The organism is Streptomyces sp. NPDC045968 (assembly GCF_056430475.1).
The window spans coordinates 306,280-318,231 of sequence record NZ_JBWKLF010000008.1; the positions used below are offsets into that span (position 1 = coordinate 306,280).

Below are 11,952 nucleotides of genomic sequence, written 5' to 3' on the forward strand. Positions count from 1 at the left end.
CTGGGGAGGCGTCGTGGACGACTACGCGGGTCGGGTACTTGCCGACCGCTACCGCCTTCCGCTGCCTCCGTCCGATGAGTACGAACTGGTCGAGACCCGGGCGTTCGACACATACAGCGGCCAGGAAGTCCTGGTGCGGCAGGTGCCGTTGCCGGAGGTCGTGGACGCCGAAGTGCTCGACGACGGCCGTGACCCGCGCGACTTCCGCGCGGAGGGACCGCCCCCCGCCGCCAGACGCGCCACGGGCCGTACGGTGCGCAGGTCCACGGACCCCGCGGTGCGGCGTGCGATCGAGGCGGCGCAGGCCGCGGCCCAGGTCCCCGATCACCCCCGACTCGACCAGGTCTTCGACGTGTTCGCCGAGGCGGGATCGCTCTGGATCGTGAGCGAACTGGTCGCCGCCCGCCCACTCGCGGCGCTCCTCGCGGAGCGGCCCCTGAACCCGTACCGGGCCGCCGAGATCGGCTCCGACGTGCTGACGGCCCTGCGGGTGCTCCACGCGCACGGCTGGACCCACCGGAACATCACCGTCCGTACGGTGCTGATCTGCGACGACGGCCGCGTCGTGCTGACCGGGCTGGCCGCCGGGGCGGCCGAGGAAGCGCTCTGCGGGTATGTCCCGGCACCGCAGTTCGACGACGAGGACGGCTACGCCGCCCCGGCGGTCGAGTCCGGTCCCACCGGCCCGTACGTACCGCCGGCCGACCCGGAGCCGTACCGCCCCGCGCCCGCCGCCGAGGTCCCGGCCTCCCGGGCCCCCGCGGAGCTCGACCCACCGGTCGCCCCGCCGTTCGGGTCCGCACCGACGGCGGCCGACGGCCAGGAGCTCGTGCCCCGCCCCGCGCACCCCGCCGTCCCCGTCGCCGAGCCGGGCGCCGGGAGCGCCGCCCATCTGCGGGCCGCGCGCGCCGGGGCCATCGCGGCCTATCGCGCGGGCGCCGCGCGTGCCGCGGGCCGGGTCGACGAGGAGCGGGACGACGGCGCGGACGCCCCGGCCGGCGACGAGGACGGGCGGGACGCCCTCCCGGTCCAGCGGCCTCCCGCCGAGCGGACGCTCCTGCCCGGAGCGTGGAGCTCCACGGCCGAGGACCCGTACGACGACGAGGACGACGAGGACGAGGACAGCGGCCCGGACGAGCCGCCCGGCCGACGGGTGCACCTGGCCGGCACCTGGGGCGACGGCCCCGGCGCCGGGCGCCCCGTGCCCGCCGGCGGCTCCGGCGAGGACGCACTGCGCGCCGACTCCCGCCGTCTCGGCGCCGGCGCCCCCCAGGACCACCGCGACCGGCAGCCGCGGCCCGTGGGCGCGGCGGCCCCTTCGGGCCGCTGGGAGGAGGTCGTCGCGGGCAGCCGCGACACCCCGGCCTACCGAGGCCCCGCCACACCGCTCGCCGCCGAGCGCGCACGCCAGGCACGCATCGCCGTCGTCGGCGCGGTCACCGAGCGCTGGGCGCCCGAGCAGGCGGGCCCGGTCCACGAGAACTGGCAGCTCGCGCCGCCCATCGGCCCCTCCACCGACCTGTGGGCACTCGGCGCCCTCCTCTACCGGGCCGTCCAGGGCCACGCCCCGTACCCGGAGGAGAACGCGGCCGAGCTCGTCCAGATGGTCTGCGCCGAACCGCCCGCCTTCGCGGAGGAGTGCGGGGCGCTGCGCCCGGTCGTCGAGTCCCTGCTGCGTCAGGACCCCACCGAGCGGCCCGACTTCGAGGAACTGCGCGGCTGGCTGCGCTCCCTCATCCGCTCGGCGCCCGAGCCGGAGGCGGGCACCGACGTCGTACCGCTGCCGTCGCCCGACGACACCCGGCTGCCGGTCGTACGCCGCCGGGGCGAACTGGTCCGCAGGCGCCGCGGCCGGTCGGGCGGCGCCGCACACGGCCGCCACCGTCAGGCGAAGCAGAAGCCGCGGTACGAGAAGGAGCGGTACGAGCGGCCCCGGTACGAGAAGCCGCAGCGTGAGCCCCGGCTGCCCCGCGAGCCCAAGGGGCCCAAGGCGCTGCGCACGCCCCCGCCCCGCCGGGACGGCGGGCACTCGCCGCGACGGCTGGGACGTCTGCTGCTGGTGCTCATCCTGCTCGTCATGGCCGCCGCCGTCACCTACGCCCTGATGTTCATGCCGAAGACCGAGCCGGACCAGGACACCGGGAGTCAGGGTGCCCCGTCCGGTTCGGCGGCCCCGAGCGAGCCGGGGAGCCGGCCGCCGTCCGACGACGCCTCGGAACCGGCCGGTTCGCAGCAGCCGCAGACCAGCCGCTCCGCCGTCGCGCTCGCCCCCGGCTACGCGCTCCGCAAGGACGCGGAGGGCTTCGAGATCGGGGTGCCCAAGGAGTGGCGGCGCAGCCCGGCCAACGCGGACCGTCAGATCCGTTACGGCAGCGACGGGTTCAGCCTGCTGGTCGTACCGGGCCGGGACACGGTCAAGGCCAACGGCAGCGATCCGCTCGACTACCAGCGCGACAAGGAGCCCGAGCTCCAGCCGTTCCGCGAGTCCAGCTGGTCCTCCTCGACCGGGCTGCGCCGGGTCGACGTCGGCCGACAGGCCATGGCGGAGGGCCAGTTCACCTGGCAGGAGAGCGGCGGCCGCGAGGTCTACGTCCGCAACCTCGTGATGATCGTCGACGGCCGCTTCCACACCATCCAGGCCATCGGCCCGGAGAACGAGCGCGACCGGGTCACCGAGATCTACGAACAGGCCATCGCCTCCTACCGTGTTGCTCCGTGAGCGGCCGGCGCACCGGCGGGCGGGGCGACAAGCATCACAGTGCGGTCTCGTGAGCGGTGCGAGGTTCCATGGCCGTCCGTCCCCTCCGTAACCTGGCACCCGAAGGAACGGGGCGGGGACACACGTGGAACATTCGCAGGGCACTGGCGCGGGACTCGTACTGGCCGGGCGGTACCGGCTCGGTGAGGTCCTCGGACGGGGCGGCATGGGCAAGGTCTGGCGCGCCCACGACGAGGTGCTGCACCGGACCGTGGCCGTCAAGGAACTCACCGCGGGGCTGTACGTGGCCGAGGCCGACCGGGCCGTGCTGCACGCCCGTACGCAGAAGGAAGCGCGCGCGGCGGCCCGGATCACCCACCCCGGGGTCGTCACCGTCCACGACGTGATCGAGTACGACAACCGGCCCTGGATCGTCATGCAGTACGTCGACGGGCCCTCGCTCGCCGACGCCGCCAAGGAGTCCGGCGAGATCGAACCCCGGGAGGCGGCCAGGATCGGCCTCCATGTGCTGGGCGCCCTGCGGGCCGCGCACAGTGCCGGGGTGCTGCACCGTGACGTGAAGCCCGGCAACGTCCTGCTCGCCCGTGACGGGCAGGTGCTGCTCACCGACTTCGGGATCGCCGCGATCGAGGGCGACTCCACCATCACCCGGACCGGCGAACTCGTCGGCTCCATCGACTATCTGGCGCCCGAACGGGTACGCGGCGGCGACCCGGGGCCCGCCTCCGACCTCTGGTCGCTCGGTGCCACGCTCTACACGGCGGTCGAAGGGCGCTCGCCCTTCCGCAGGACGTCGCCCATCTCCACCATGCAGGCCGTCGTCATCGAGGAACCCTCCGCGCCCCGGCGGGCGGGTCCGCTGGCCCCCGTGATCACCGCGCTGCTGCGCAAGGAGCCCGGGGACCGGCCGACGGCGGCCGAGACGGAACGCATGCTGCTGGACGCCATGGAGGGCCGCGAGCCCCGGGCGGCGCAGGCCTTCGTACCGACCCAGCGGGTTCCCGACGAGGTCCTGCGGGGACTCGCCGTGCCCGACGGGTCGACGGCCCGACTGCCGCAGCCGGTTCCGGCGGACACCGCGGCGGGCCCCGCTCCCTCGTCCCCGGGCCGGCGCGGTGGACGGTGGCTCGCGGCTCTCGCCGTCGTCGTCGTGCTCGGTGCGGCGGCCGGTCTCGTGGCGACGAAGTACGGGGGCGGCGAGGAGGGTTCACGTGCGACGGACGCCTCGGGGCCCGTCACCCGCACGCCCACCACGGCTGCGCAGGCGCCCGTCGAGGACCCGAAGCCGTCCGCCGACGAGATACCCGGCGTCCCCGACGGCTGGAAGCGGATCAACGACCCGGCGGGCTTCAGTCTCGTCGTACCGGTCGACTGGCAGCGGCAGACGGACGGCAGCCAGATCGACTACACCCCGGACAACGGCAGGCACCGCATCCGGATCAGCATCGATCCGGAGCCGGACTTCGAGAGCGCGTTCGCGCACACGCAGAACATCGAGAAGGACCTCCGGAAGCGGCTGCCCGGGTACACGCGTCTGGCCCTCCACTCGAACATCTACCGGGACCGCCCCGGGTCCCTCTGGGAATTCACCTGGGTCGAGTCCAAGGACCACCCGGGCCCGCGGCACGGGCTGGACCAGATGTACTACGCGGAGACCGGCGGACCGGAGTACGCGCTCTATATGACGGGCCCCGAGGAGGACTGGCCGGCCAGCCGCGAGCGGTTCGACACGATGCTGCGCAGCTGGCAGCCGCCGGGCGACGGCGACTGACGCCACGAAGATTTCCGGTGAGCGCGGAGCAGGCCCGCGCGGGTGCGCTTTCCGGCCGCGGGCGCGGACCGTCGGTGCGGGGATAGCCGCTGATCAGCACTTATGTGGCCAGCGATCACTGGCTCGGTTGGCGATGCGGAGGCGTGGCCGCTCACGGGGCGGTTGTGGGGATGGTGAAAACCTATTACCGACGGGTACCCAAAGAGTGCGGCTGCACATACTCTCGCCCTCATGACGGACTCGCAGGCACCCACGGCCACCCCCGGCGCCTCCCTGGGCACGAACCCGGTCGCCCCCGCCCCGGCGCGCGCGCGCACCGCCGCCGACGTGGTCACCCCCGAGGTGATCGCCCAGCTGACCCGTGGCGTCGTCGGTTCCGGCCGCACCGCCAACCACACCCCCCTCACCGGGGAGAAGCTGGCCGACCTGCCCGAGTCCACCCCCGAGGACGTGGCGACCGCCTTCCAGCGGGCCCGCGCCGCCCAGCCCGTATGGGCCGCGACGCCCGTACGCACCAGGGCCGCCGTGCTCCTGCGCTTCCACGACCTCGTCCTGGAGCGTCAGGGCGAAGTCCTCGACCTCATCCAGCTGGAGACGGGCAAGGCCCGGCTGCACGCCCACGAGGAGGTCCAGGCCGTCGCCGTCGCCGCCCGGCACTACGGCCGCAAGGCGTCCTCGTACCTCAAGCCCAAGCGGCACACGGGTGTCATCCCGACGCTGACCAAGGTGACCGAACTGCGGCAGCCGCGTGGGGTGATCGGTCAGATCGCCCCGTGGAACTACCCGCTGGAACTGTCCGTGGGCGACGCCCTGCCCGCCTTCGTCTCCGGCAACGCCGTCGTGATGAAGCCCGACACGGAGACCGCGCTGACCGCCCTGTGGGCCCGTGACCTGCTCATCGAGGCCGGGCTGCCCGCCGAGGTGTTCCAGGTCGTGCTCGGGGAAGGCCCCGTCGTCGGTCCCGAGGTCGTCAAGCACGCCGACTACGTGTCGTTCACCGGCTCGACCGGCACCGGACGCCAGGTCGCCCAGGGCGCCGCCGCCCGGCTGGTCGGGGTCTCCCTGGAGCTGGGCGGCAAGAACGCCATGCTCGTCCTGAAGGACGCGGACGTGGAGAAGGCGGCGGCGGGCGCGGTCCGCGCGTGCTTCTCCTCCGCCGGTCAGCTCTGCATCTCCATCGAGCGGCTGTACGTCCACGAGTCCGTCGCCGACGACTTCGTGCGGCGTTTCGCCACGCGCACCAAGGCCATGCGGCTCGGCAACTCCCTCGCCTACGGCGCCGACATGGGCTCGCTCGTCGGTGAACGTCAGCTGGAGACCGTCACCCGGCATGTCGCCGAAGCCGTCGAGAAGGGCGCCAGGCTCGTCGCGGGCGGTGTCGCCCGGCCCGACATCGGCCCGCTCTTCTACGAGCCGACCATCCTCGACGGCGTCCAGGAGCCCATGGCCGTCTGCAACGAGGAGACCTTCGGACCGGTCGTCTCCATCTACCGGTTCAGCGACGAGGACGAGGTCGTCGAGCTGGCCAACGCCACCCCGTACGGCCTCAATTCGAGCGTGTGGACCAAGGACGGAAAGCGCGGGCACCAGATCGCCGCCCGGCTGCGGACCGGCACGGTCAACATCAACGAGGGCTACGCGCCCGCCTACGGCAGCGTCCAGTCCCCGATGGGCGGCATGAAGGACTCCGGCCTCGGCCGCCGCCACGGCTCCGAGGGCATCCTCAAGTACACCGAGGCCCAGACCGTCGCCCAGCAGCGGCTGATCCCGCTCGCACCGTCCTTCGGGATGGACGACGAGAAGCACGCGGCCTTCATGAGCGTCAGCCTGAAGGCGATGAAGGCGTTCCGCCTGCGCTGACCGGCCCGTCACACCGCAGCACTTTCTTCCTTTTCGTACCGAGGAGAGCCATGTCCCAGGACAGCCCTGCCCAGAAGCGGTCCGTGCACGACGGAGCGGCCGACGACGACGCCGCGTTCGACTACGACGTCCTGATCGTCGGTTCGGGTTTCGGCGGCGCGGTGTCGGCGCTGCGGCTGACCGAGAAGGGGTACCGGGTCGGGGTCCTGGAGGCGGGCCGCCGCTTCACCCCGGCGACCCTCCCCAAGAACTCCTGGGACATCAAGAACTTCCTGTGGGCCCCCGCTCTCGGCCTCTTCGGCATCCAGCGCGTCCATCTGCTCGGCAATGTGATGGTGCTGGCGGGTGCGGGCGTCGGCGGCGGCTCCCTCAACTACGCCAACACGCTGTACGTTCCGCCGGCCCCGTTCTTCCAGGACCGGCAGTGGGCGGACATCACCGACTGGCAGGACGAGCTGAAGCCGTACTACGACCAGGCCACGCGGATGCTGGGCGTGCGGCTCAACCCGACCACGACCGCGTCCGACGTCCACCTGAAGGCGGTCGCGCAGGCCATGGGCGTCGGTGACACCTTCCACCTGGCCCCGGTCGGGGTCTTCTTCGGGGACGGCGAGGACGCCGACGGTACGGCGAAGGCGCGGCCGGGCGGGGTGGTCGCCGACCCGTACTTCGGTGGCGTGGGCCCCGACCGCAAGGCATGCACCGAGTGCGGCGAATGCATGACGGGGTGCCGGCACGGTGCGAAGAACACCCTCAACGAGAACTACCTCCACCTCGCGGAGAAGGGCGGCGCCGTCATCCACCCGATGACGTCCGTCGTCGCCGTCACGGACGACCCGGACGGCGGCTACCTCGTATCGACCGTCCCCACGGACCGCCGCAGGAAGGCGAAGCCCACCCGGCTGCGCGCCCGGAAGGTGATCGTGGCGGCGGGTACGTACGGCACGCAGACCCTCCTGCACACGATGAAGGACCGGGGGCTGCTGCCCCGGCTCTCGTCCCGGCTCGGCGAGCTGACCCGTACCAACTCCGAGGGCCTGGTCGGCTCACAGACCAGCGACCGCAGGTACCGCAAGAAGCACGGCGCGGCGAAGGCCGACTTCTCCCGGGGCGTCGCCATCACCTCGTCGATCCACCCCGACGAGAACACCCACATCGAGCCGGTCCGCTACGGCAAGGGCTCCAACGCCATGGGCGCGCTGACCATCCTCCAGGTGCCGTACGGCAGCCGGCGGGTCCTGCGCTGGGCCGGCAGCATGGTCAGGCACCCCCTGCTGGCCGCGCGTTCGCTCTCCAACCGCCGCTGGTCGGAGCGGACCATCATCGGGCTGGTCATGCAGTCGCTGGACAACTCGCTGACGACCTACCGCAAGCCGGGCGGCCTCGGAAAGGGCCTGCTCACCGCACGTCAGGGGCACGGCGCGCCCAACCCCACGCAGATCGAGGCGGCGACGCGCGGGGCGACACTGCTCGCCGAGGAGATCAACGGCTTCGCCGGTTCGAACATCGGCGAGCTGATGGGCACCCCGCTCACCGCGCACTTCCTGGGCGGCTGCCCGATCGGCGCGGACGCGGAGAGCGGCGTCATCGACCCGTATCACCGGCTGTACGGGCACCCCGGGATCTCGGTCGTCGACGGCTCGGCGGTCTCCGCGAACCTGGGCGTCAACCCCTCGCTGACCATCACCGCGCAGGCGGAGCGCGCCATGTCCTTCTGGCCCAACAAGGGCGAGACGGACCCGCGTCCGGCGCAGGGCGAGGCGTACCAGCGGCTGGCGGCGGTCGAGCCGCGGACACCGGCGGTGCCGAAGGAGGCGTTCGGAGCGCTGAGGCTGCCGTTCCTGGGCATCCCCCCGGTCCCGCCGAAGGCGAAGCGGTAGCGGTCCCGCACGGAGTGTTTCCGGCGCGCCCGCGGCAGCCCTGGCCGCGGGCGCGCCGCGAACCGGTGAGCGGCGCCGGGGGGAGCGCCGCGGGTACGGGTGCGCAGGTGTGAGGGTGCCCGGGGCAGCAGCGGTGCGCGGATGGCGGGGACAGTGGGGGACCTGCCCTGGGCGTCGAGCGGGAGGGTTGCGGCCCGCGCAACCGGGGGACCGGATGCGGCCGGTTCGGGCGTCCCCGAAACCGACCGCACTTGGGGTGACCGGGCTGCTGTCCCCTGCCGACCGGTCACGCGCGCCGGGATGCGGTCCCACGACGTACCTGCGGTACGTCACACACCCCGGCGGAGCCACGCGTGGTTTTGTGACGATGCCGCCCCTGGTTGGCACGGACACCCGGACCAACGAAGCCGGTGCGGCCCCGGTCACGCGCCGTACGGGTGAGACCCGGCCCGAACGCAGATCCGGCCGTACAGCCTCCCCGTACCTCACACCCGGCCGCGGCACAGCTCCAGCAGCGTCATGGCGAGCGAGGTGCCCGGCTTGCCGAGCGCCTCCCTGTAGTGGCTGAGGACGTCCATCTCGCGGGAGAGGTTCACCCGGCGCCCCCCGGAGGTGATCCGCGCCTCCTGGATGACCGCCGAGACGGCCATCCGTTCCTGCACGAGGCCGATGATCCGGTCGTCGAGCATGTCGATGCGGCTGCGGGCGTCGCCGATCAGCGAGGCGGCCTCCTCGGTGTGCGCGCCGGTCTGCTCGGTGGCCGTCTTGGCGGGGGCGGTGCTGCTCATGGTGTGACTCCTGGTGGGGTGCGGCCCCCCGGAGCGACAGGCCCGGAACGCCAGAACGCCCCGGGCCTGTCGGCCCGGGGCGCCTGGAACGTTGCTTGTCAGTAGCTCAAGCAGCACGACCATGGCAGCCGGCGGGCCGGGTGCCATAGGTAAAGACGAAGGTCGTGTGCTGACGCATGGGGCCAGTATGGCCCGGCCCCGGCCTCCGGGCCAAAGCCCGGCCCGGATGGTGAGACGGCGGGCGGGCGCCGAGCGTCGGCTCGCGCTTCTCACGGGCTCGGTGCGCTTTTCACGGTGAACGGGAATCCGCCGGGCGGGGGGAGGGGTTCCACGGCCGGTAGAATCGACAAATACCGACCCCCTCTCCACCGCCGGAAGGCCGCCCCGTGCCAGCAGCACCCCCCGCCGCCCCCGACACCACCACCGACGTGGTTCTCGTTGTCGACTTCGGCGCGCAGTACGCCCAGCTCATCGCCCGCCGTGTCCGTGAGGCGCGGGTCTACAGCGAGATCGTCCCGTCCACGATGCCGGTGGCCGAGATGCTGGCCAAGAACCCGCGCGCGATCATCCTGTCGGGCGGCCCGTCCTCGGTGTACGCGGAGGGGGCACCCACCCTGGACCGTTCGCTGTTCGAAGCCGGGGTCCCCGTCTTCGGTATGTGCTACGGCTTCCAGCTGATGGCCACCACGCTCGGCGGCACCGTCGACGACAACGGTGCCCGTGAGTACGGCCGTACCCCGCTCTCCGTCTCCAAGAGCGGTTCCACGCTCTTCGAGGGCACGCCCACCGAGCAGCCGGTGTGGATGTCGCACGGCGACGCCTGCTCCGCCGCCCCCGAGGGCTTCACCGTCACCGCGTCCACCGACGTCGTACCGGTCGCCGCCTTCGAGAACGACGAGAAGAAGCTGTACGGCGTCCAGTACCACCCGGAGGTCATGCACTCCACGTACGGCCAGCAGGTCCTGGAGCACTTCCTCTACCGCGGCGCCGGCATCGAGCCGACCTGGACGACCACCAATGTCGTCGAGGAGCAGATCGCGCTGATCCGCGAGCAGGTCGGCACCAAGCGCGCCATCTGCGGCCTCTCCGGCGGTGTGGACTCCGCGGTCGCCGCAGCCCTCGTCCAGAAGGCCATCGGCTCCCAGCTGACCTGCGTCTACGTCGACCACGGCCTGATGCGCAAGGGCGAGACCGAGCAGGTCGAGAAGGACTTCGTCGCCGCGACCGGGGCGAAGCTCAAGGTCGTCGACGCGGAGAAGCGCTTCCTCGACGCCCTGGCCGGCGTCTCCGACCCGGAGCAGAAGCGGAAGATCATCGGCCGCGAGTTCATCCGCGTCTTCGAGCAGGCCCAGCTGGAGATCCTCCAGGAGGACGGCCCCGAGGTCGCCTTCCTCGTGCAGGGCACGCTCTACCCGGACGTCGTCGAGTCCGGCGGCGGCACCGGCACCGCCAACATCAAGTCGCACCACAACGTGGGCGGCCTCCCCGACGACATCGAGTTCGAGCTCGTCGAGCCGCTGCGCCAGCTGTTCAAGGACGAGGTCCGGATGGTCGGCCAGGAGCTCGGCCTGCCCGAGGAGATCGTCCAGCGCCAGCCCTTCCCCGGCCCGGGTCTCGGTATCCGGATCGTCGGCGAGGTCACCAAGGAGCGGCTCGACCTGCTGCGCGACGCGGACGCCATCGCCCGCGAGGAGCTGACCGCGGCCGGTCTGGACCGTGACATCTGGCAGTGCCCGGTGGTCCTCCTCGCGGACGTGCGGAGCGTCGGCGTCCAGGGCGACGGCCGTACCTACGGCCACCCGATCGTCCTGCGCCCGGTCTCCTCCGAGGACGCGATGACGGCCGACTGGTCGCGCCTGCCCTACGAGACGCTGGCGAAGATCTCCACCCGCATCACCAACGAGGTCGCCGACGTCAACCGCGTCGTCCTCGACGTGACGAGCAAGCCGCCGGGCACCATCGAGTGGGAGTAGTCCCACCCGGACCCGTTGGCCGACGCCGCCGCCCTCCCCGGAGGGCGGCGGCGTCGCCGCGTTCCGAGGAAGATCCAAAAACCGGTGGCGGTGCGCGCGCGCCCGTGGGAAGCTCCGCGCTCATGTCTTCAGAACAGATCCGCGCGCTCATGTCCGCCGCCCACAACGACCGTCTGACCTGGAACACCCCGCTCTCGGAAGAGCACGCCGCCCAGCTGATCGCCGCCTGCGCACCCGCCGCGGGTGCGCGGATCGCGGACCTCGGCAGTGGCTGGGGCGAGCTGCTGATGCGGCTCGTCGAGGCCGCCCCCGGCGCCACCGGTGACGGCGTGGAGACCGACGCGGAGGCCGTGGAGCGCGGCCGGCGCCTCGCGCGGGAGCGGGGCCTCGCCGAGCGGGTCCGGTTCCACGAGGTGCCCGCGGCCGACTGGACCGGTGGCGACTACGACCTGGCCGTGTCGATCGGTGCCGCGCACGCCTGGCCCGGTTCCACCCCGGAGGCGCTGAAGGCCCTGCGTGCGGCCGTGCGGCCCGGCGGCCGGGTGCTGTTCGGCGACGGGTTCTGGGAGAAGGAGCCCTCCGCGGCCGTGCTGGAGGGGCTGGAAGCCGAACCGGGCGACTTCCCCACCCTGCTCGAACTGATCCGGCAGGCCGAGGCCGCCGGGCTGCGCCCGCTCCAGGTGACCGTCGCGGACCAGCGCGAATGGGACCTCTTCGAGTCGAACGCCAACATCGGGCGGGGCGAGCGCTGGGCCCTGGCGAACCCCACGCACCCGCTGCACGACGGAGTCGTCGCCGCCGTCGACGCCCGCCGCACCGGTTACTACGGCGGCTACCGGGGAACGCTCGGCCTCGCCTACCTCGTGCTGAGCACCTGACCCGTACCGAATCAGTGGCGTGAGCACTCTGGCCACCGGGGGCGACCGGCGGTACCTTCCGGTTCCGTACGCCCCGGGAGCCA

7 protein-coding genes are annotated in these 11,952 nt (G+C 72.8%); 6 read left to right on the top strand and 1 reads right to left on the bottom strand.

All coding sequences use genetic code 11. From position 1 onward, the window contains the following. Positions 1-13: 13 nt before the first annotated feature. The 4 genes from AC07FA_RS24260 (at position 14) to AC07FA_RS24275 (ending at position 8,230) form a co-directional block, all read left to right on the top strand. Positions 14-2,719 carry a protein kinase gene (locus tag AC07FA_RS24260; RefSeq protein WP_479078142.1) on the top strand — a complete coding sequence of 902 codons (2,706 nt, stop codon included), beginning with the start codon at positions 14-16 and terminating at the stop codon, positions 2,717-2,719. 124 nt (positions 2,720-2,843) lie between these two features. Then, positions 2,844-4,490 (top strand): serine/threonine-protein kinase, encoded by a 1,647-nt coding sequence (locus AC07FA_RS24265; RefSeq protein WP_479078143.1) that lies wholly within the window; start codon positions 2,844-2,846, stop codon positions 4,488-4,490. A gap of 231 nt (positions 4,491-4,721) precedes the next feature. Next, the gene (locus AC07FA_RS24270; protein WP_479078144.1) at positions 4,722-6,350 is read left to right on the top strand and encodes a succinic semialdehyde dehydrogenase; all 1,629 of its coding nucleotides are present in this window, start codon (positions 4,722-4,724) and stop codon (positions 6,348-6,350) included. Between the two features lie 50 nt (positions 6,351-6,400). Then, positions 6,401-8,230 carry a GMC oxidoreductase gene (locus AC07FA_RS24275; protein ID WP_479078145.1) on the top strand — a complete coding sequence of 610 codons (1,830 nt, stop codon included), beginning with the start codon at positions 6,401-6,403 and terminating at the stop codon, positions 8,228-8,230. A 485-nt stretch (positions 8,231-8,715) separates the two neighbouring features. On the opposite strand, the gene AC07FA_RS24280 is transcribed toward AC07FA_RS24275, so the two are convergent. Next, a complete protein-coding gene (locus tag AC07FA_RS24280) occupies positions 8,716-9,018 on the bottom strand; it encodes a chorismate mutase (protein ID WP_328905375.1) in 303 nt (100 codons plus the stop codon). Positions 9,019-9,404: 386 nt separating this feature from the next. On the opposite strand from AC07FA_RS24280, the gene guaA reads away from it, so the two are divergent. Together guaA and AC07FA_RS24290 are read left to right on the top strand one after the other, a co-directional pair. Beyond that, positions 9,405-10,991 (top strand): glutamine-hydrolyzing GMP synthase, encoded by a 1,587-nt coding sequence (gene guaA, locus AC07FA_RS24285; protein ID WP_479078147.1) that lies wholly within the window; start codon positions 9,405-9,407, stop codon positions 10,989-10,991. Positions 10,992-11,113: 122 nt separating this feature from the next. Next, positions 11,114-11,869 carry an SAM-dependent methyltransferase gene (locus tag AC07FA_RS24290; RefSeq protein ID WP_479078149.1) on the top strand — a complete coding sequence of 252 codons (756 nt, stop codon included), beginning with the start codon at positions 11,114-11,116 and terminating at the stop codon, positions 11,867-11,869. Positions 11,870-11,952: the final 83 nt, after the last annotated feature.

What these genes read in the sequence shown, in the direction of transcription:
- AC07FA_RS24290 (WP_479078149.1), top strand. Translation starts at nt 11,114, where the DNA reads ATGTCTTCAGAACAGATCCGCGCGCTCATGTCCGCCGCCCACAACGAC.
- AC07FA_RS24275 (WP_479078145.1), top strand. Translation starts at nt 6,401, where the DNA reads ATGTCCCAGGACAGCCCTGCCCAGAAGCGGTCCGTGCACGACGGAGCG.
- AC07FA_RS24270 (WP_479078144.1), top strand. Translation starts at nt 4,722, where the DNA reads ATGACGGACTCGCAGGCACCCACGGCCACCCCCGGCGCCTCCCTGGGC.
- AC07FA_RS24280 (WP_328905375.1), bottom strand. Translation starts at nt 9,018, where the DNA reads ATGAGCAGCACCGCCCCCGCCAAGACGGCCACCGAGCAGACCGGCGCG.